The 20,048-nt window shown below is 56.0% G+C and carries 20 protein-coding genes; all 20 read right to left on the reverse strand.

The genetic code is table 11. From position 1 onward, the window contains the following. Positions 1–11 precede the first annotated feature (11 nt). Positions 12–1,673, reverse strand: coding sequence for an MBL fold metallo-hydrolase (locus WIF35_RS09715; protein ID WP_412478027.1), 1,662 nt, complete (start codon positions 1,671–1,673; stop codon positions 12–14). 2 nt (positions 1,674–1,675) lie between these two features. Further along, complete coding sequence (locus tag WIF35_RS09720; RefSeq protein ID WP_412478028.1) at positions 1,676–3,061, reverse strand: surface carbohydrate biosynthesis protein; 1,386 nt, start codon at positions 3,059–3,061, stop codon at positions 1,676–1,678. Continuing rightward, on the reverse strand, positions 3,061–4,005 hold the full coding sequence (pseI, locus tag WIF35_RS09725) for a pseudaminic acid synthase (protein ID WP_412478029.1): 945 nt from the start codon (positions 4,003–4,005) through the stop codon (positions 3,061–3,063). The genes WIF35_RS09720 and pseI overlap by 1 nt, the downstream gene beginning before the upstream one ends. A 98-nt stretch (positions 4,006–4,103) precedes the next feature. Then, complete coding sequence (gene pseH, locus WIF35_RS09730; RefSeq protein WP_412478030.1) at positions 4,104–4,637, reverse strand: UDP-4-amino-4,6-dideoxy-N-acetyl-beta-L-altrosamine N-acetyltransferase; 534 nt, start codon at positions 4,635–4,637, stop codon at positions 4,104–4,106. Next, positions 4,630–5,727 carry a UDP-2,4-diacetamido-2,4,6-trideoxy-beta-L-altropyranose hydrolase gene (pseG, locus tag WIF35_RS09735; protein ID WP_412481237.1) on the reverse strand — a complete coding sequence of 366 codons (1,098 nt, stop codon included), beginning with the start codon at positions 5,725–5,727 and terminating at the stop codon, positions 4,630–4,632. The genes pseH and pseG overlap by 8 nt, the downstream gene beginning before the upstream one ends. Beyond that, positions 5,714–6,499, reverse strand: coding sequence for an imidazole glycerol phosphate synthase subunit HisF (hisF, locus tag WIF35_RS09740; RefSeq protein WP_412478031.1), 786 nt, complete (start codon positions 6,497–6,499; stop codon positions 5,714–5,716). Before hisF ends, pseG begins: the two co-directional genes overlap by 14 nt. Continuing rightward, positions 6,493–7,131: an imidazole glycerol phosphate synthase subunit HisH gene (gene hisH / locus WIF35_RS09745; protein ID WP_412478032.1), complete on the reverse strand. Its 639-nt coding sequence runs from the start codon at positions 7,129–7,131 to the stop codon at positions 6,493–6,495. The genes hisF and hisH overlap by 7 nt, the downstream gene beginning before the upstream one ends. Positions 7,132–7,138: 7 nt before the next feature. Continuing rightward, positions 7,139–8,263, reverse strand: a complete 1,125-nt coding sequence (locus WIF35_RS09750) for an N-acetyl sugar amidotransferase (protein ID WP_412478033.1) — start codon at positions 8,261–8,263, stop codon at positions 7,139–7,141. A 64-nt stretch (positions 8,264–8,327) separates the two neighbouring features. Then, complete coding sequence (locus tag WIF35_RS09755; RefSeq protein WP_412478034.1) at positions 8,328–8,960, reverse strand: pseudaminic acid biosynthesis-associated methylase; 633 nt, start codon at positions 8,958–8,960, stop codon at positions 8,328–8,330. Continuing rightward, on the reverse strand, positions 8,957–9,661 hold the full coding sequence (gene pseF / locus WIF35_RS09760; RefSeq protein ID WP_412478035.1) for a pseudaminic acid cytidylyltransferase: 705 nt from the start codon (positions 9,659–9,661) through the stop codon (positions 8,957–8,959). Before pseF ends, WIF35_RS09755 begins: the two co-directional genes overlap by 4 nt. After that, a complete protein-coding gene (gene pseC / locus WIF35_RS09765; RefSeq protein ID WP_412478036.1) occupies positions 9,658–10,821 on the reverse strand; it encodes a UDP-4-amino-4,6-dideoxy-N-acetyl-beta-L-altrosamine transaminase in 1,164 nt (387 codons plus the stop codon). The genes pseF and pseC overlap by 4 nt, the downstream gene beginning before the upstream one ends. A gap of 3 nt (positions 10,822–10,824) precedes the next feature. Beyond that, on the reverse strand, positions 10,825–11,823 hold the full coding sequence (pseB, locus tag WIF35_RS09770; protein WP_412478037.1) for a UDP-N-acetylglucosamine 4,6-dehydratase (inverting): 999 nt from the start codon (positions 11,821–11,823) through the stop codon (positions 10,825–10,827). Positions 11,824–11,832: 9 nt separating this feature from the next. Then, positions 11,833–14,082, reverse strand: a complete 2,250-nt coding sequence (locus WIF35_RS09775) for an N-acetylneuraminate synthase family protein (protein ID WP_412478038.1) — start codon at positions 14,080–14,082, stop codon at positions 11,833–11,835. Next, positions 14,079–14,765 (reverse strand): acylneuraminate cytidylyltransferase family protein, encoded by a 687-nt coding sequence (locus tag WIF35_RS09780; RefSeq protein WP_412478039.1) that lies wholly within the window; start codon positions 14,763–14,765, stop codon positions 14,079–14,081. The genes WIF35_RS09775 and WIF35_RS09780 overlap by 4 nt, the downstream gene beginning before the upstream one ends. Then, entirely contained in the window at positions 14,762–15,733 is a 972-nt protein-coding gene (locus WIF35_RS09785; protein ID WP_412478040.1) for a UDP-glucuronic acid decarboxylase family protein, read from the reverse strand. The genes WIF35_RS09780 and WIF35_RS09785 overlap by 4 nt, the downstream gene beginning before the upstream one ends. 32 nt (positions 15,734–15,765) lie before the next feature. After that, the gene (locus tag WIF35_RS09790; protein ID WP_412478041.1) at positions 15,766–17,214 is read right to left on the reverse strand and encodes a mannose-1-phosphate guanylyltransferase/mannose-6-phosphate isomerase; all 1,449 of its coding nucleotides are present in this window, start codon (positions 17,212–17,214) and stop codon (positions 15,766–15,768) included. Beyond that, a complete protein-coding gene (galE, locus tag WIF35_RS09795; RefSeq protein WP_412478042.1) occupies positions 17,211–18,218 on the reverse strand; it encodes a UDP-glucose 4-epimerase GalE in 1,008 nt (335 codons plus the stop codon). The genes WIF35_RS09790 and galE overlap by 4 nt, the downstream gene beginning before the upstream one ends. 271 nt (positions 18,219–18,489) lie before the next feature. Next, a complete protein-coding gene (rfaH, locus tag WIF35_RS09800) occupies positions 18,490–18,987 on the reverse strand; it encodes a transcription/translation regulatory transformer protein RfaH (protein ID WP_412478043.1) in 498 nt (165 codons plus the stop codon). Positions 18,988–19,022: 35 nt separating this feature from the next. Continuing rightward, the gene (locus WIF35_RS09805) at positions 19,023–19,253 is read right to left on the reverse strand and encodes a hypothetical protein (RefSeq protein ID WP_412478044.1); all 231 of its coding nucleotides are present in this window, start codon (positions 19,251–19,253) and stop codon (positions 19,023–19,025) included. A 312-nt stretch (positions 19,254–19,565) separates the two neighbouring features. Next, the gene (locus WIF35_RS09810) at positions 19,566–19,700 is read right to left on the reverse strand and encodes a hypothetical protein (RefSeq protein WP_412478045.1); all 135 of its coding nucleotides are present in this window, start codon (positions 19,698–19,700) and stop codon (positions 19,566–19,568) included. Positions 19,701–20,048: the final 348 nt, after the last annotated feature.

The following is a 20,048-nucleotide window of genomic DNA, read 5'->3' on the forward strand; positions in this document are numbered from 1 at the left end:
CACTCGACACCTTAATAGTTAGGGTAAAAATACTTCTCTTTCTCAAGTGCAGACAATTTTCTATGCTCATGATTGCCCTGATATGCGCCCAGGTACTGATTCCAGCGATACCGCACGATGTCGAGCGCATTCTTCATCAACACACCTTTGCCTAACGCATTCAACCAGTCTGACCAGATGCTGGTGACAAGGTAGCGCAACACATCGGTCTTCCTCATATGCACTTGAGGCATGATCAGTTGTAGCGCAATTGCCTCCCGCTCAAACCGTCGGCGCACCTGCCTCCAACTCTCTTCATGCAGGTGCAAAACCCCGGCCTCCGCCACATAAGCCACACGTCCCCCCGCCTGAATCAGGCGCTGAGCCATGTTCATATCCTCGAGGCCAGTAAGTTCTTCGTTGAAACGAAGCGCCTCCCAGCTTTTCCGTGAAATAGCCGCGTTGGCGTTATTGCAGAAATATCCATCCTGGGGAATCATCGAACTTTCACCAAAATACTTGGCAAATATTCTACCTTCGCTCCAGGCACTATTAGCACCTGGGTGCTGTCGGCCGTAGGTGTAATCTGCGACGCCATCAAGAATGGGCTGGCAAAGCTTTTGGGCCCAAGAGTTGTCTATGGGAATGCAGTGGCCACTGACGATTATAATTACGTCGCCTCTTGCCGCCTCACAGCCAATATTCAGCGAACGTCCGAACGAGAATTGCTCACGCGTGATTTGATGAACGTGACACCCATGACGCTCGGCAATTTCAAGCGTGCCATCGGTTGATCCTGAGTCAACCAGGACCACCTCGTGGTCCAGCCCCATCGTTTGCTGCTCAGAAATGCCTTGCAACAATTCCCCCAGGTGCCTGGACTCGTTCAAGGTACGAATCACATAACTGATGCGCACCTTGTCAAAGCTGAGGACCGTGGGACGCAAAAGTAATGCGAATGGAGGGTTCAGATTTCTGTAAAGGAGCCTGATCTCTTCTTGCGGCACGGAATTTATCGCGAACATGTCCCAATGCACCGGGATCACGTTGGAAGCACCAATTTCCTCGGCAAATCGGAATGCCTCCCGCACCGATATGTTTCCCAAGATGCCTCTACGTCCGAGGAAATAGTTGTGCTCGTTGATTGGCAATATGGCAGTGTGCACCTCCCCGTGCACCTTGATGGCGTCAACAATTTCTTGTCGAACAAAAGTATCGCCGGCGATGTAGATCAACTTGCCATCGAATTCCAGCAAGTAGCCCACACACATGAGGTCGCCGTTTTCATCTCTCGCGATCTCAGGATGAGCCGCGGGCACTGCGCATACGCGCAACCTTGGGGTCAATATACGCCAGCCCTCGCTCGCAACAAAAAGTCGATCTTCTGCGACACCCCATTCTCGAAGCCATTTCCAAGCGGCTGGTGGGCAGATAAATCTGGCTTGTGGCGATGCACTGGCGAGATGCGGCAGAGTATGGGGATCACAGTGGTCCATGTGATCATGCGTAACCAGTATCCAGTCCGCATCCCTGACTTCTGTCGGCGGAAAGGGTATCGGCACCAACCTGACCAGATCATCAGCATCCAGTTCCTGCACGGAATTGGAAAGATATGGATCGACATACACGTTCGCTTCTGGAAAAGAGAACTTGCAGCCCGACTGGCCGAGCATCTGAATAGGCAGTCTTGACATACTTAAACGACTCCCAACTCTTCCGAACGTTTTTGCCCAAGCAACGAAACTAGCTTGTCTCTCCAATACGCGATATCAGCGTCGTGCACATGCTTATCCACCCGGCCCAAGTGATCTATCCGCGACCCGACCAGGAAGTTTTTCACTCCGCACACACGAATGTCGTCCATCATCCAATCATTGACCTGTAGTGCCGCAGCTATCGCAGTAGCTTTGAAATTTCGACGACTCCAGAGCGCAGGTGGTTGGCTCCCGACATCTTTCGCTAGGTCATCTGCAAGCTCCACCGTTCTAAGACCATCGCGCTTGCCGCAATACCGGTCCAAAACCGACTCTCGGCGCTCTATATATTCTTTCGTGAATTCAGCGGGGCTGGTTAACGCACTCAAGGTTGCTGCCACCAACTCCTCATAATTGGTTGAAATAAAACTGCCACAACTATGTATTTCGCTCTGATACCACTCATGGGGATGTAGCCTGAACTCAATCGTCGGCTTGCCAAGGATCCATGACTCAAACGCCGTTGTGCACGATCGCTTGATCTCAACATCACAATTTACAAGGACATCCCAGATCAACTCTTGGCTAATGATTGTTACTTTGCCCCTTTGTTCGACCAATGCACCAGCATAAAATTCATAGCTCTCGGAAGGATGCAGCTTCAATATGATGTTTGCATCCAATCCGCTTGCGATGAACTTTTTGACCGAGTCGATCAGCAGTTCACGACTTTCATAATCCAATCTGGCGCATTCTTCAACCCCGATGCCAAGATCATCCATCACCTTGCCATACCCGAGATTCTTGGCGTCTTCCAAGAGAAAGTCTTTACGTGAAAAATGGAAGTCGGCTTGGGTGAAGTTGGTAGCAATCAATAGGTTCTTGCGATCATTGGACAATCCATATTTCGCATTGAATTCGTCGCGGCTAAGCAATGCTCTTCTGAATGAGCTCGAATAAAAGTCGAACCTCGGAACACCAAGAGTAAATAATTGATCCGCTCTAATGGTCTTGTTTTCAAGCAGGGCATCCCTGGCTACATCGTTCCAGCAATAAATCCTTCTGACTCCCGAGAGATCGCTAAATCCACCAACTGCATATTTGTATATTCCAGACAAGGTAGGTATTCCCTCAGTCGGAAGGATATAGACACCTACCCCACGTTCAGCCCATTCCCTCGTTAACACCTCGGACTGCGTGCTTAGCACCTGGTTCAGAACAATGGCATCAGGCTGATGATACTCAATGAAAAATCGCTCGAGCGTGTTCCGGCAGAACTTTACCTCCAGCCCCCGCGCCTCCAATTCAAGCCCAAGCAGTACATAAGCAGCCAGGTCGCGCCACTTGTGGTCAATGGGTATCAATATGCGTCTTTTTTTCGTGCGCATTACATTACCTTGTCCCACTGAACCGGCGTGTTCTTCTTGATATCTGAAGCCGCCCGCCTACCCACAATCTTGTCCATATGCTTGGGTGCCAAGCCATACCCCGGTCTCACGCTCCGAACAGCGTCAGCGGCAATGACTTCACCCTCCCGTATGTCTTGTGTGAAATAGAGCGATCTGCGAAATTTCACGTTCCCCTGCTCGCTGGACTTCAACCCATAGTCCACCTGTCCCAGGGCCTCCCATGCCGTTCTTGCCCCACGGCAGAGATCCGCCAACTCGGCTGGTTCCAGGGAAAAGCTGTCATCCGGACCGCCACCATTGCGGTTCAGCGTAAAGTGCTTCTCAATGATTGCGGCTCCAAGCGCCACGCTCGCGATGGCTGTCGTATTGTCCAACGTGTGGTCTGACAGCCCCATCACCAAACCAAAACGGCTGATCATGTCGGGAATCGTACGCAGGTTGTAGTCCTTTGCGGGTGCAGGATAGCCGCTGACACAATGCAGCAGCGCAAGCTCCTGACACCCCCCCTGCCTAGCCACCTCCAGCGCCTCGGCAATCTCTTCGGCATCGGCCATGCCGGTGGAAATTATCATCGGCTTGCCAGTGCTGGCGACATATCGAATCAAAGGCAGATCGACCGCCTCGAATGAGGCGATCTTGTATGCTGGCGCATTCAAGTCTTCAAGCAGATCGACGGCTGTGCTATCAAAGGGCGAACTAAAGATCGTTACGCCTATTTTTTTCGCCTGTTCGAAAAGAGGCTTATGCCACTCCCATGGCATATGCGCCTCCTGATATAGGTCATATAAGGTTCGATCGTCCCATAGCCCCCCCTGGATTCGAAACTCGTCACTAGTTGCATTCAAGGTGATCGTATCCGGTGTGTACGTCTGCAACTTAACTGCATCCGCACCGGCCTTTTGCGCTTCTTCGACGAGGCGCATGGCGGTATCTAGCCGCCCATTGTGATTAGCCGAGAGCTCGGCAATGATATAGGGCGGCTGAGCTTGAGAAATCGTGCGTCCGCCAATCTGTATTGTCTTCACTTTGCTACCTTCACCTCCTTCTGACTAATCCATTCCGATCGCAATAGACCAAAACAGACAAGATCGTGATACAGGCCATTGATTCGGCACTGCTCACGCAGGCGCCCTTCTTCCCGAAAGCCCAGCGACAAGTGCATTCTGATGGACGCCTCATTGCTTGCGAGCGCTTGACCGCAAATCTTATGCAATGCCATCCCCGTGAACGCCTCCCGAATCGCCACCCTCCCCAAGATTCGACCGCTCCCCCTTCGGGCGCCTGGTGCAGCGTAGAACCCCCAATTTGCAATTCCTTGCGGCTCCACGTCATTAAAATTGACGAAGCCCAATGCGTCGCCATTTTCTTCTATGATAAAGAGTTTTCTGCGAGGATCCGTCGAAGTTCGCTCAAACCATGCAGCATGTTCGGCGGCGCCGATTTCATGTTGCGTCAGCGAAAAACGCCGGACCTCCGGCTGGTTGCGCCAAGTTCGTATCGCATCCAAGTCGTTGGCCGTCATCGTTCTGGCCCTGCACCCGTCGAGTTCAGACACCTAGCATCTCCTCTGCAACGCGATTTACTCCCATCCCATCGACCATTGATGCACACACACCCTGCATCTTTTCCAAAAATGCCGGATCACCAAACTTGTCGAATGCCTTTTTGAAACCAACCTCGAACGCAAGCCCGTGATCCAGCAGCAGCGCAGCACCCTGCTCGGCCAACGCCTCAGCACCCCTCCGCTGATTTTCCGCGACAACGATAGTCAGCGTCGGGATGCCGAGGCAGCAACGCTCCAAAGCCGTCACGCCACCGGCGCCGATTGCCACATCGCTGTCCGCCATCAGGACTGCCATTTCCGTCACACCGACCCGCACTTCGGTAGGTACCTGCATGCCCGCGGCGACATCCCGCACCTGGGCAATGCCTGGAGCAAGCGCTCCCATCACAACTACAATCCTGCACTCCGCCGGCAGATCACAGGCCGAAAGGGCGCGCAGCACGTCCAGCGTCCGATGATCCTTGTCCATCCCACCCAAGGTCACCATTAAACGGCGGACGCCGGATCGTATGCGACGCTTTAGACTTTGGGTCCGGTATGCCGCAAACTCCGGACGCAGCAGCGCATAGCGTGGCCCGACGAGGCGCCGGCACTCGATCGGCAGCAGGCCGTCATAGTCCGCCGGCACCCGCCCTGGGTTCTGATCAAGCAGCACATCGCAGAGATGCCCACGATTCGCTAAGTCGTCGATGACGAGCAACCGCTTGCTGCACCTCCCCCGTATCTCGCGTTCCCAAGATAAATCCAGGCCATAGTGGTCAACAACCAGCCAATCCAGCAGGCCATCCACCAGGGCCTGGCGGGTTTGCACGGCATCTTCGGCTGCCGTGCCCCCCAGCCAATGCGCATACTCGCCCTCCAACTGCGCTCTCGGCGGAGAAGTTTTCGCAGACAGCAGATCGACGCGGTAACCGAGTCCGCTAATATGCTCAGCCATGTTCCCGAGAAGATCACGGCAGACGAAACGGCACACCGCTCCTCTGTGCCGCAGGAAGTCGGCCAACGCTAGGCACCGCATTACGTGCCCCGTACCAATGTCTTGCGAGGCGTCAACTCTAAATGCAACATTAACGCTCGGCATGATCTGATGCCACAAAATTTCTCCGCACCGGCACCCCGGCCTCTGCCAAAGCGGCCTTGGCACCGGCCGGTGTCTGCTCGGTGAAATGGAAGATGCTTGCCGCTGCAACTGCCGAAGCGCCTGCGCGAACCACAGCTTCCACCATGTGCTGATAGTTGCCCGCACCCCCTGAGGCGATGACAGGTATACTGACGGCACGGACGACGGCTTCAATGAGCGCTAGGTCGTAACCTTGCATGGTGCCATCGCGCTCGATCGAGGTGATGAGTATCTCACCGGCCCCACGGTCCTCGAGTTCGCGTGCCCAGGCCGTCACCTCACGACCGGTGGGCTGCCGGCCGGCATGGCTGAAGCAGTTCCAGCCGCCATCCTGCGCCCGGACATCGATGCTGGCGACCACGCTCTGCACGCCGTGCCGCCTGGCAATCTCGGTCACTAGCTCAGGCCTGGCATAGGCCGCAGTATTAACGCTAACCTTGTCGGCTCCGGCGCGCAGCAAGCGCTGCACCTGCTCGATTCGATTGATGCCGCCACCCACGGTCAACGGAACGAAGCAGTCTTGGCCAAACTCGTCGATCGACTCGATATCAGGATCGTCATCGGACTGATGGGCCACGATGTCGACCAGCACCAGTTCGTCAACTTCGCGCTGGTTGTAGACCTTGATGGCAGGCAGCACAGGTCCAACGCGGCGCCAGCTGTCGAAGCTCGTCCCCTTGACCAGGCCGAACTGCTTCCACAGCAGGGTGGGGATGACGCGCACCTTCAGCACTTGGGACTCTCGATGAAATTACGCAACAACCGGAAACCCGCGCGCGAGCTTTTTTCGGGATGGAACTGGGTACCCCAGATATGGCCGCGCCTCACCGCGGCCGTGACAGCCGTGCCATAGTCTGCCGTGGCCAGCACGCTCGTCGGGTCTTGCGGCACGAAGGCGTAGCTGTGTACGAAGTAGAAATCCGTGCCGTCGGGAATGCCGTCGAACAGCGGGTCCGCTGCGCCATGGCGGGTGATGGAATTCCATCCCACGTGGGGCACGCGCAATCCGCAGCCCAGCATGCGCAGATGCTCAACCCGGCCGGGAATGAAACCCAACCCCGGCGTACCGCGGCCCTCGTCGGTGCCCTCGGTACTGGCGTCGGCAAGCAGCTGCATGCCCACGCAAATACCCAGCAGCGGACGCCCGTAACCGCTCACTTCCTGGCGCAGGGCTTCAATCCATCCGCCCGCCTGCAGCAGGCTCGTGCAGTCAGCGAAGTTGCCCACCCCCGGCAGAATGAGGCAGTCCGTGGCGTGCATATCGACTGCGCGATTGACCAGCACTGGGGCTACCCGCAACTCTTCCAGTGCGCGCAGTACCGAACCGAGGTTGCCCACGCCATAGTCGATGACACCGACTCTCATAGCCTTATCAGACGTTGTCGTAGTTGATCTTAGTCAGATTGCCGTCGCGATCCTTGAGCAGGGCGCCGCTGACGTCGCGCTTGAAGATCTTCTTGTTGGTGAACTTGTCGCAGATTCGAATGAATTCATCAACCGTCATTTCCAGGGGGCGCAACGTGTCCTCCAGCGACTTGCCCAGGTACTCCCAAGGGAAACGGCCATCGAGCCGTTTGACGGCTTCCAGTCCATCCAGGCGTGTGAGGCGACCGCGGCGGATGTGCAGACAGGCCAGGTCGGTGGCGCGGCCGAATCCGAATTTCAGGAACTTGAAGTAATCGTGGATACCGGTCTGATGGTTGTCCAGATTTTCGTAATTCACCATCGAACCTTCCACCACCTTGTCGTAGCTGCGGAATCCGTTGGCCTGCGCAATCAGGGTGTTGGACAGGCCGTCCCACGGAATGTAGTGACCGAGGAAGAGACCTGTCACGCCTACGCGCGCAAGCTCCTCATCGCTCGGATAGGTGTAGTTGATCAGATGCTTGGCCTCGATGCCCACCTGGTCAATCAGGTCGGACACACGCATGCCCAGCAGCCCGCCGAACTCCTCGAGCCAACGACGGTTGAGCACATTGTTTTCCGCGGCCGCTGCTGGGCCACCATACTCGTTTTGCGAGTTCTCGCCCCATACGATCAGCGGAACGTTGAATTGCACCGCGGCACGAACTGGGATGGTGAAGATGCCCACATGTTCGGGCCAGGAAATATCACCCACCTGTGTCAGGCCGATGCGGTTGAGCTTGGCTCGCACCAACGGATTGGGCGATACCTCGATGTAGTCCACTCCAAGATGCTTGAGGTTATCGATGTTCTTGCGACCAAGCTCGGACAGGTCGCAGGTGGTGGAGGTCACGCACAGCGGATTCAGGCCAAGCTGGAGCATACGCACAACTTGGTAGGTGCTGTCCTTGCCCCCGCTGACGGGCACGATGCAGTCCCAATTGCTGCCGTCACGCCGGCGGTACTTCTCCAGCACCTCCAGCAGTTCCTTGTAACGGGTATCCCAGTCCACCTCTTTGCGGCGCTCGTAACTGCGGCAGGCGTTGCACACGCCATGTTCATCAAGGTACAGATCCGGCTTGGTGTCCGGCATTACGCAGTGTTTGCAATAGGTCAGCATAGGGGGGCGATGTCAGAAATTGGGTAAAGGGAACGGATCAGCGCTTTTCCATCAGGAACCAAGTAATGTCGTCCTGGGGAAAGTTGGGGTCACGGTGGTAGGCGAAACCGTAGTCGATGAGTTGCAGCAGCGGATGACGCTCCATGATCTCACCCGCAAAATCGCGCTTGAACAGACGGTCTGTGTGACCGCGATAGGGAATGGCCACAGGCGCCGGGTTATAGTACTCGGCAACCATCAGATAGCGGCCTGTGCTCGCCTCCAGCTTGTCATAGACCTGGCACAGTACCTCGGGGTTGATGTGGATAAGCACGCCTTTGATGAGCACAAGATCCCAGGTACGCTTTGGCTGGAAGTCAAGAATCGACGTGTTGTACACGTTGGCCGGCGTGATCACCTCGCCAAGCTGACGAGCCGCTTCGGAATTGATTTCAATGGCATGGACATCAAGACCGGGATGCAGCAGATTCAGCGCCTTCAAATTCATGCCAATGTTGGCGCCGAACTCGAGGCAGCTCTTCACGCCGCGCGCGGCGCGCAATGCGCCGGAGAAGAAATTCAAGTTCGAAGCCAGCAACAAGTCGCCCTGGTTGCGCTGGATGTACTCGGTGCCGAATTCGCCGGCCCAGAAGGCTTCCTGCTCGGTCTTAAAGGTATTTTCGGATTTCATCTTAACTTCTTTCTCTGAAAAGCCATGGATTTGAACATCCATTCTGCCCGCTCCCAGTCTTCCGGGGTGTCGATGTCCTGCACGCGGCAGTGCGGCAGGATCACCGGAACGGCCGCCCGGGAAAAAATGGTCTTAGCCGACAACCATGCATCGGTCCGTCCCCAATAGAACTGGGCGGCATCATGGTATGCCGCTTCGAGGTCTTGGGAACGCGTATTGAAATGCTCGGGATAGAACATTTCGACACGCCCTGAATCAGCGATTCGAATGGCGCGCTGGATCGGGAACTCATACCGCGTCACTGAAAAAGCGTAGTCTGCACCGCTCTCCTCTAGTACTTTGAGGCCTTGGCTCAGGTCTGCCCCCTGCAGGAAGGGAGCGGTGGCATAGATGCAGCACACCCTATCCGGCGACGTTTCCTGCAACTGTAAGGTCCTGATTGCATGTGCCACCACTGGAATCGTGCCAGTGTAGTCATCGGAAAGCTCGAGCGGCCGGAGGAACGGGACTTCGGCACCGCAATCGCGGGCCTTACTCGCGATCTCTTCGTCATCGGTCGAGACGACGATCCGATCGAAACACTGACTTTCCAGAGCCGCCTCAATCGCCCACGCCAGCATGGGCCTGCCGCAGAATGCCTTGATGTTCTTGCGGGGGATGCGTTTGCTACCCCCGCGTGCCGGGATTACGGCCAGCCTCATACCCCAAGCACCTTTTTGAGAGCGGAGACAACCTGGTCCTGCTGCTCTTCACTCATCGTCGGGAACAGAGGCAGCGTGATTGCTTCCTCGTAATATCTTTCTGCCTCGGGGCACATGCCAGCCGAGAAGCCCAGCTTTTCGTAATACGGCTGCCGATAGACAGGGATGTAGTGGAGGTTGACACCAATGCCGGCATCACGCAGTTCGTCGAAGACTTGCCGGTGACTCGTCTTGCCCGAATGGCTCGGTCTCAGACGGATCACATACAGATGCCGGCCCGAGTAGCCGTCAGGATGCTGCCACGGCGTCGCCAGCGGAAACGATGCGAACAGGCGGTCGTACCGCGCCGCCAATTCGTGACGGCGCGCCACATAGGCGTCCACACGATGCAACTGGCTCAGTCCCAGCGCGGCTTGCAAGTCCGTCATACGGTAGTTGAAGCCTAGCGCAATCTGCTCGTAGTACCATGCGCCTTCCTGCTCGCGCTCCATCAGCGTAGGGTTGCGGGTGATGCCATGGCTACGCAACAAAGCCATCTTTTCGGCTAACGCGTCGTCGTTGGTCATCGCCATTCCGCCTTCGGCCGTAGTGATGATTTTCACTGGATGGAAGCTGAACACCGTGATGTCGCTGTAGCGGCAACTACCAATGGGCTGGCCTCGATACCGGCCACCAATGGCGTGTGAGGCATCCTCGATGATTTTGAAGCCGTACTCCTGCGCAAGTTCGTGGATTCTTGCCAGGTCACATGGCTGGCCGCACAAATGCACCGGCACCACCACCTTGGGTAGCCGCCCCAGACGCCTGGCCTCGACCAGCTTACGCTCCAGCGCCTTCGGGCAAAGGTTATACGTGCGCGGGTCGATGTCCACAAAATCCACCCATGCCCCGCAATACAGGGCGCAATTGGAAGAAGCAACAAAGGTGATCGGACTCGTCCACAACCAGTCTCCTGGTCCGAGATCGAGCGCGAGACAAGCAGTATGAAGCGCCGCGGTTGCACTGCTCATGGCCACTGCATGCCGGGCGTGCACCTTCTTTGCGACCGCCCGCTCGAACTCGGGCACCGCCGGCCCCTGAGTAAGAAAGTCCGATCGCAGAACTTGGACCACTGCCTCGACGTCCGCTAGGGTAATGTCCTGGCGTCCATATGGAATCATGGCTCAGATGTTCCCGATCTTTTCCTGGTTAGCAGCAATCCAGCCGCGCAATTGGTCGATCGACATCCACTCATGGTTGTTGTCGCTGGTGTAACTGAAGCCATCTGCAACCTTTTTGCCGTCTTTGATGCGCTCTTCGCTAGCCCCCCAATTGTTGATGGCCGGGAGGATCTTGAAATGATCTCGATATTCGTAGGTGTAGTAAGAGTCTTCGGGGCTGATCATTTGCTCGTGCAGCTTCTCGCCGGGACGAACTCCCACAATCTTGAGTTTCGCTTGCGGGGATATGGCTCGCGCCAGATCCGTCATCTTCATGGAAGGAATCTTCTTGACATAGATTTCCCCCCCCTCCATGTCGTCGAACGCATGCCAAACCAACTCCACCCCCTGCTCAAGGGTAATCATGAAGCGGGTCATCCGCTCGTCCGTGATTGGCAATTCACCCTTTTCGCGCAGGGATAGAAAGAAGGGAATAACAGATCCACGCGACCCCATCACATTGCCGTAGCGCACTACTGCAAAACGAGTTCCATCCCCGCCCGCGTAGGAATTACCCGCAACAAAGAGCTTGTCCGACGCTAGCTTGGTCGCACCATACAGATTGGCCGGACTGCTGGCCTTATCCGTAGAAAGCGCCACGACGCGCTTGACACCTTTGTCAATGCAGGCATCGATCAGATTCATCGCGCCGTTAACGTTGGTCTTGACACATTCAAACGGGTTGTACTCAGCCGTCGGCACGATCTTGGTGGCAGCGGCATGAACAACATAGTCAATACCATCCAACGCACGATACAGTCGCTCGCGATCGCGCACATCGCCAATAAAAAATCGTACCCGACTATCGTCCGCGTACTTCTTGGCCATTTCCCACTGCTTCATTTCATCTCGAGAATAAATGACCAATTTCTTGGGCTTGTATTTGGCCAAGGTCATCGGAACGAACGTGTTTCCGAATGAGCCCGTCCCGCCGGTAATCAAAATACAGCTATCGTTAAACACGGTTCTTCCTCAAAACCACTTTTCAAGACGATCAAGGGCTACCCAGAATCCTTCGCCCTCATTTTTATGCCCCTGCCATATCTCAGGAATGAAAGATGCCGTTGGTGCCTTCCGATTCAAGACTTCGGCCACCATGCCAAAGTCAACCATCCCCTCCCCGATCTGCAGACCTTCGCCGTCCACACCTTCGGCGTCCACAATATGCAGATGTGCGGAGTGCGGGCCCACGCATTCAAGGAATTCCTTGAAGGACGTCTTGAAATGAGTACAGGTCAACTGCGAATGCGAGATATCCAGGCATACGCGGTAGCCATAGCGCTTACAGAAGGCAGCGATCTCATCAGCCGTCATGAAGAGATTGTGAAAACGTTGCCCGCCGAAGTGCCACGGAAAGGGTGGCATGGTCTGCGGGATGATTTCCACGCCGGCCTGGTCCACCTTGGCCAGCGATTCGGCGATGCGCTCATACAGCGCCCCTCGCGCCGAAACGGGCATCGGCCCATCGGCGGAGAAACCGCCGGCATTGATGATGATTAGCGGGCGCTTTGCGCGGCTGAAATAGGGCGAGAGCGCGCGCGTCACATTCACCACGCGCTGGAGTTCATCGATGGAACGTTGCCGGTACTCCGCACTGGGAGCGCACAGATCCATGATGTGGTCGCCAGCGAACAGCTCGGGACTGTGCACCACCAAGTCCATGTGGTAGCGCTGCCCGCGCATGTGCTGGGCGATGTCTTCCTCGAGATCCTTGTAGCTTAGGTGGAATTCGAAAAGGTCGAAAGGTGCTGCAGCAGCCAGCCGCTTGACATCGTGATATCGTACCGGCACTCCGTAGGGGCGGCGGAACCTGAAGGCGCGCGGACGCGCAGCGCTGTCGTCCAGATCCGACGGATAAAAGAAGTCGCCTGCCTTCATCGCACGGATTGCCTTGCGACCAATCAAGTCGGCTTTCCGATTTGGTGGCAGGCCCTGGCCCGGGCTACGAACATCCACCTTCTCCGTACTGACCACCTCGCCGACGGCGATGTCGCAACTCGCGATCAGACTCTTGGCCAATACCTCGCGGTTCATCATTTCACCCTGCGTGACACGGCGCGCATCGCCCGAGCCGAGCGCCTCTTCGACCTCGCGGATACTCTGCACCATCGCGCGAAACTCGCCAGGTAGCAGACTGACGCGGTGGTCGTTGCCTTCCCAGCTGCGATCGAGGGTGAAGTGCTTCTCGATAACCTTGGCGCCGCGGGCGACTGCCGCGATGGCCACCGCGATACCACGCTCGTGACCTGAATAGCCAACCAAGCAGTCGCCTACTTGACGCAGGCGGTCCAGATATTCCAAATGAATGTCCTTGAATGGCGCCGGGTAGGTTGAATTGCAGTGCAGCAGTACGAAGGACGCTTTGTGCCGCTTGAGTAGCTTCACTGCCTCCATGATCTCGTTCTCGCTGGACATTCCGGTGGAACAGATCAACGGCTTGCCCGTGGATGCCATCGCCTCAAGCAGGTCATGGTTGGTAAGGTCAGCACTGGCCAGCTTGTAGGCCAGCATCCCGTAGCCTTCCAACTGCTGCAGGCTGTCTTGGTCCCAAGGCGTACAAAGAGGCAGAATACCCTTTTCCTTGCAATAGTCAAAAGCTTGGAACATCTGTTCGGTGGAAAGCTGAAAACGCGAGAGCAAATCCAAGGTGTACTGCGCACCGAGGTCAGCACTTGCATCATTGGCATCACCCGAATTTCGATAGAGCTTGGCCATACTGCGCATCTGGAACTTTGCGCAGTCGGCACCGGCAGCTACAGCCTCGTCGATCAGACGCTTGGCGGTTTCGAGGCTGCCGTTGTGGTTATTGCCAATTTCGGCAATCAGGAATGACTGCGAATGAGGCCCGATGTTGAAGTGCCCGATTCGCACCTCGGGCGCGCCACGATGGGCCACAGCCACAAGGTGGTTATGGCGATCCAGCAATGGGATGAAGCCGATGCGATCTGAGAAATGTCGCTCGATCTCTTCATGTGGTGCATCCTGCAAAAGGAAGGTGAAGGACTTATTGGCCACCGACAGCACGGGGACCCCTGTATCGAAGGATGGTCGGTCCGTTATCCAGCGACGGACGTCCCCATCAGTCAACACACCCTCGAGGACACCGCTAGATGAGACGCAAAAGACAATGCGAGCCTTGTTCTCGCTAATCTTTCTGAGTGCGTTGTGCAGCGAATCCTCCGAGAAGATGATGAACTTGGCTAAATTGCGGTCGATAATCATGATTGATACACCATTTTCATCAAGGCCTCCACTACCACGAAGTCAGCAAGACTGTCAATTTCCCACCCCTCCTCTTCACGCATGACGTGCATGAAGATCGGCTCATAGAGCCGGTTTTCATGCCGCCTGAATGAGGCCGTGCGCATAATGTAAATTGAGCCGTTTTCGCGGTACCAGCGGTCCTCGGGCTGGATATCCTGACGGCGAGGCCGGTTTCGGTAGTCGTAAAGCGCTACCGGCTCGTTCCGGTTACGCCAGAAGAAATGGTGATTTTCACATACCCCCAACAAGGAGCCATTAGGATTCTGCTCGAAGGCATCGAGTGCGGCGGCGATCGTCCCTGGTAGCCGCAAGGGGGATGTCGGCTGCAGCAGAACGACGGCGCCGAACGTCCGCCCAGCCCGCTCGTACCAGTCTAGGGCATAGTTTATCACTGGCTCAGTCGGCGTTGCGTCCTGCGCCAGTTCGGTCGGACGGAGATAAGGCACGTCCGCCCCGAACGCACGCGCAACCTCTGCTATTGCGGGATCATCCGTGGAGACATGCACGCAGTCAATGCGACCGCTCTCTAGAGCTTGCTCTATGCTCCACGCAATCAAAGGCTTAGCCGCCAAGAGTTTTGTGTTCTTGCCAGGCAACCCTTTTGAACCGCCGCGTGCTGGGATTACTGCTATGTACTTCAAGCGAATTCCTCAAAGTAACGAATGGTTTTGTTCAAACCTTCCTCCAACGACACAGATGGAGCCCAATCATTCAGATATTTCTTAGCAAGGGTGATATCAGGTTTGCGCTGCATGGGATCGTCCGCAGGCAGAGGCTTAAAGATCATCTTGGACGGCGAAGCAGTAAGTCGAATCACCATTTCCGCCAATTGACGAATAGTGAACTCCACTGGATTTCCAAGATTAATTGGCCCTGGAAATCCGGGACTTCCATCAGCACCAGCAGACAGGTCCATAAACCGAATAAATCCATCAATCAAGTCATCAACATAGCAGAAACTTCGCGTCTGCGATCCATCACCATATATCGTAATATCTTCCCCTCTTAATGCCTGCATGATGAAATTACTCACAACTCTTCCGTCGTTGGGATGCATCCGAGGGCCGTAAGTATTAAAAATGCGTGCAACTCTAATATCTAACTTGTGTTGTCGGTGATAATCAAAAAACAAAGTTTCTGCGCAACGCTTACCTTCATCGTAACAACTGCGGATCCCAATAGGATTCACGTTGCCCCAGTAAGACTCTGACTGGGGATGGATTGCAGGATCTCCATAGACTTCACTTGTGCTAGCCTGAAATATGCGAGCATTCAGTCGCTTGGCGAGGCCCAGCATATTAATCGCACCATGTACACTGGTTTTGGTAGTCTGGACAGGATCATGCTGATAATGGACAGGGCTTGCAGGACAGGCGAGGTTGTATATTTGATCCACTTCGACATATAGAGGAAACGTCACGTCGTGACGTACAAACTCAAATCGAGGATGAGCAAGAAACCTTTCTATATTACGCTTGCTTCCCGTAAAGAGGTTATCAACACAGAGAACCTCATCGCCCCGATCAAGCAGCCTTTCTACAAGATGAGACCCCAAAAAACCTGCCCCGCCTGACACCAAGACTCTTTTGCGTCGGTTGTAATTTCTCATGAAAGCCTAACGTTCAAATTGAAATCTTAGGATTATCTAGTGCGATCATACTGATCTTCGAGACGGACAATATCATCCTCACACAAATAGCCACCAGATTGAACTTCAATAATTTCCAATGGAATGGAACCCGGATTGGCTAGGCGATGCACCTCACCCAGCGGAATGTAGGTGGACTGGTTTTCGGTGAGCAAGAGCTTTTTGTCGCCGCAGGTGATTTCTGCCGCACCCTTGACGACCACCCAGTGCTCGGCCCGATGATGGTGTTTTTGCAGGCTGAGGCTTGCACCGGGCTTCACCTGGATGCGCTTGACCTTGAAGCGACCGCCTTCGTCGATGCTGTCGTACCAACCCCAAGGGCGGTGGACCTTGCGGTGCAGGAGGTGTTCTTCGCGCCTTTTCTGCTGAAGGGCGTTGACGATGCACTTGGCGTCCTGGCTGCGCGACCGGTCAGCCACCAGCAAGGCGTCAGGGGTTTCCACCACCACCAGGTTTTGAACGCCCACCAAAGCCACCAAACGACTGGTGGCATGCGCGAGGGTATTGCGGCAGTCGGCGGCCAGCACGTCACCCACATAGGCATTTCCTTGTGGGTCTTTGGGCAATACGCTCCATACGGCGCCCCAGGCGCCGAGGTCGCTCCAGCCGGCGTCTAACGGAGCCATGCGGATTGAGAAGCAGCTTCCAGGGCAGCGTTCCATGACGGCATAGTCGACGGAGTCACTGGGTATGGCGGCAAATTCGACCTTACCTGGTCGTACGAATGCGGCATCTGTGCTGCGGTGAGCCCAGGCGGCACGGGTGGTAGCCGCAATGTCTGGCCGGAAATTTTCTATGGCCTGGAGCCAAATGGATGCCTTGAGCACGAACACGCCGGCGTTCCAGTAATAGCCGCCCTCTGCCAAGTACTGCCTGGTGGTAGCTTCATCCGGTTTTTCGACAAACCGCTCGACCACCAAGGTGGGCGCAGGCCCAACAACGGCTTGGATATAGCCGTAGCCGGTTTCGGGGCGGTCTGGGGTGACGCCTAGGATCACGATGGCACCATCGGCTGCCTGGTGAATAGCGTCATGCATAGCGCGATTGAACGCCCCGGCATCTGCCACGGCCTGGTCTGCCGGCGTTACGACCAGCACTGGGTCGTCGCCGTTTTCAACCGCAGCCAGTGCAGCCAAGGTCAACGCAGGCGCGGTGTTTCGAGCCACCGGCTCCAACAGGGCAGCAGCTGGAGTTACACCGATTTCTCGCAATTGTTCGGTTGCCAGAAAACGATGATCCTCACCGGTCACCACCAGGGGATCAGTCACCTGAATGGTTTCCGCGCCCAAGCCCATCAGTCGTTTTGCCGCCTGCTGAAACAGGCTATCACTCCCCATCAGGCACAGAAACTGCTTTGGAAAACCCGCCCGCGAAAGCGGCCACAGGCGGGTGCCAGAGCCCCCACAAAGAATAACGGGTTGCACCTTGTTTGGATGGGTCATGACGTAATACTTAACCTGTGTGACTGTTGGAACCGCCATGTGCTAGTATACATGTTCCCCAAGGCTCGAGGGGCACGCCAGTTCAATGCTTTACTGGCCTTTTGGGAGTCTGAATAGCAGGCTGCCACATCACCCGCACGGCGGGCAAAAAATTTGTAGGGCAGCTGCCGGCCTGATGCTCTTTCAAAAGCCCGAATCATGTCACGCACGCTGTAGCCCTTACCAGCGCCCAGGTTGATAGCGTGCCCAGTGGTTTGAGACAAGAAAGCCAATGCGGCCACGTACCCTTCCGTCAGATCCATGACATGGATGTAGTCCTTCACGCCCGTGCCATCGGCGGTGGGGTAATCGTCGCAAAACACGCTCCGTTCAGCGCGCTGGCCAGCAGCCACCTGTGCGATGTGGGGCATGAGGTTGTTAGGCACGCCACTAGGGTTCTCACCAACGAGGCCACTTTCGTGAACCCCTACCGGGTTGAAATAACACAGGCAGGCCATCCGCCAGGCCGGGTCTGGTGTAGCCACATCGCTCAACATCTCTTCGATGTGGAGCTTGCTTCGGCCATAGGGGTTGGTGGCGCCGGTGGGATGGCTTTCGTCCAACCGGAGGTACCGAGGTTCGCCGTAAACCGTGGCACTACTGCTGAACACCAACGCCTGGCCCCGGGCCGACTTCATCGCCGGGAGCAAGCAGATGGCGCCCTGAACGTTGTTGGCGTAATAGTCGACCGGCTTTTCAACGGATTCGCCGACGGCCTTCAAACCAGCAAACCGAACGACTACATCAATATGGTAAGCGGCAAGCATGCTTTTTAGCAACTCAGTATCGCGCACATCGCCTTTAATGAAAGGAGTTTGCTGCCCCGTGATTTGCGCAAGCTTTTCGAGAACCTCATCACTGCTGTTGGACTGGTAGTCATACAGCACAACACGATGGCCTGACTGCAACAACACGCCTGTGTGGTAGCCGATGTAACCCGTTCTGCTGGTTAACAAAACGTTCACGGGCCCGACTCAACCTTGGCGAATCGCAGGCTACGAGTAGCCGCTCCGATTTCGACTCGGAAATCGGCTTTAGAAAGGATTTTGGAGAAGTGTCTCAATGCGCTTTGGGCAGGCTACCGCCGTGCCGTTTCACGATCAGCAAGCGCAGTCAGCGAGTTCTAAAAAGGGGGATTCCGATGCCATTTAAAAGCAGCAAAGTACTGCAAAAATGCTAACGGATGGTTGCATTTTGCCACACCGTCATGACTTTGAGAAATGTTTCGCCGCCGCTTTAGCCGACCTTGCGCAAATTGGCCGACGCAACCCGCACTCGTACTTGCTTGGAGAGCAGTTCGATCAACACCATGACACGGCGCTCGCCATCGGCCATTTGGTAGATGCCTTGGATACCGGCAAACGGCGCTTCTGTGAGGCTCACGCGCTCGCCCGGCTTGAATAGGCGCTCCGGCTCGGCCTGAACAGACGCTTCTTGCGCGCGAAGGGCCTCGACCAGTGAGTCGGCCACCTTGGCCGGCTCTACCCCAAAGCTAACCAGCCGGCTAACGCCTTTGGTCGAACGAATGGGCGCCCAACTTGGCGCTGAATCGCCCTGGCCCAGGCGAATGAACAGGTAGCGCGGGAAGAGGGGGGCTTCTGCAACGGTTATCACGCCCTGACGGAGTTTTTCGGACGGGAGGGTGGGCAGGTAGCACCGATAACCCTGGCGCTGGAGGTTTTCCAGGGCGCACTTTTCCTGTCTGGGCTTGGTATGGACGAGATACCAGTGCATGACTACCTCCGAAGGTTATTTTTATTGTCGGCATTTTACCCTTCGGGTTTGCGGTGCGGCAATGAATCAGCCCTATCCTGCCTCCCCTGTTGCGCCGGGGCTTCCTCCTCGGGCGGCTCTTGGAATTCGCCATCGGCCTCCAGTTGCTGCTGCACCGCTTTTTCCATACTGACCGTATTCACCACCCATTCGAAATGCTCAAGGATTTCGGGTTCGTGCCGGGTGATGTAGCTTATGACGTCGTCGTTGCCAAGCAGCTTGGTCAAGTAGCCTTTGGCGACCACCCGGTTGAGCAGGTCTGACCCGTAGTTTTCTTCGGCATCCTTTTACTGGGCCTGGGCCTGAACCTGGCTCATTTCCATTTCGAGTTTGACGATCTGCTCGAAAGGCGCCAGTTGCTTGTCGCACCCGGCGGGCTTGAAATCGGTACGCTACTCCGGCGACGTGGCCTTGAGCAAGGCATCTGCATGCACCACGGCGATCGTGTTGCTGGCGACCATCAGCTCCACCACCTCCACCTGCCGAGAGGCCTTCATGTTGCGCAGCACCCGGGTGAGGTCCGGCGTGAATTGCTTGTTCTACAACTGAACGATCGCCTCCGGGCAAATGCCTTCGAGCAGGTTGATGCGCCGATTGATAGAGTTCAGATTCACGCCAACGGCCCGGGCCAGTCGTTCCTTGCGGACCCCGCGATCGATGGCGTTTCGGGTCATGCAGTGCTCCAGAAGGGTCGAGAGTCGGTTGATGCGGTGGTTTTAGGTGCAGGCCTCGTCGTCCTTGGCGATCAGGCAGGGGGCTTCGTGCACGCCGAGATCATTCAAGGCCAGCACACGCAATGACCATAGAGCAGGACATCGCGGGATTCATGTAGTAGCTACATTCAGATTGTCAATGCGCTCTGCCAGGTATTTCGGCAGGGTATCCAAGCTTGCGGCGCGCAGCAGGTTGACGACATGCTCATCCGAGAAGAGCTTTTTTTCCGGCAGCGCACCACCAGCAGCAGGCGCTGGTGGGCGTGCTCGACTTTGAGGACGAGCTTGCTCTGGCGCTCCACTTCGCGC

The organism is Azonexus sp. IMCC34839 (assembly GCF_047047955.1).
Taxonomy (GTDB): Bacteria; Pseudomonadota; Gammaproteobacteria; order Burkholderiales; family Rhodocyclaceae; genus Azonexus.

Coding starts and splice junctions, on each gene's coding strand:
- WIF35_RS09810 (WP_412478045.1), bottom strand. CDS start 19,700: ATGACCCGAAACGCCATCGATCGCGGGGTCCGCAAGGAACGACTGGCC.
- WIF35_RS09715 (WP_412478027.1), bottom strand. CDS start 1,673: ATGTCAAGACTGCCTATTCAGATGCTCGGCCAGTCGGGCTGCAAGTTC.
- rfaH (WP_412478043.1), bottom strand. CDS start 18,987: ATGCACTGGTATCTCGTCCATACCAAGCCCAGACAGGAAAAGTGCGCC.
- pseG (WP_412481237.1), bottom strand. CDS start 5,727: ATGCCGAGCGTTAATGTTGCATTTAGAGTTGACGCCTCGCAAGACATT.
- pseF (WP_412478035.1), bottom strand. CDS start 9,661: ATGAGGCTGGCCGTAATCCCGGCACGCGGGGGTAGCAAACGCATCCCC.
- WIF35_RS09720 (WP_412478028.1), bottom strand. CDS start 3,061: ATGCGCACGAAAAAAAGACGCATATTGATACCCATTGACCACAAGTGG.
- WIF35_RS09750 (WP_412478033.1), bottom strand. CDS start 8,263: ATGCCGGACACCAAGCCGGATCTGTACCTTGATGAACATGGCGTGTGC.
- WIF35_RS09755 (WP_412478034.1), bottom strand. CDS start 8,960: ATGAAATCCGAAAATACCTTTAAGACCGAGCAGGAAGCCTTCTGGGCC.
- pseC (WP_412478036.1), bottom strand. CDS start 10,821: ATGATTCCATATGGACGCCAGGACATTACCCTAGCGGACGTCGAGGCA.
- pseI (WP_412478029.1), bottom strand. CDS start 4,005: ATGCGCCTCGTCGAAGAAGCGCAAAAGGCCGGTGCGGATGCAGTTAAG.
- WIF35_RS09785 (WP_412478040.1), bottom strand. CDS start 15,733: ATGAGAAATTACAACCGACGCAAAAGAGTCTTGGTGTCAGGCGGGGCA.
- WIF35_RS09775 (WP_412478038.1), bottom strand. CDS start 14,082: ATGATTATCGACCGCAATTTAGCCAAGTTCATCATCTTCTCGGAGGAT.
- hisH (WP_412478032.1), bottom strand. CDS start 7,131: ATGAGAGTCGGTGTCATCGACTATGGCGTGGGCAACCTCGGTTCGGTA.
- WIF35_RS09790 (WP_412478041.1), bottom strand. CDS start 17,214: ATGACCCATCCAAACAAGGTGCAACCCGTTATTCTTTGTGGGGGCTCT.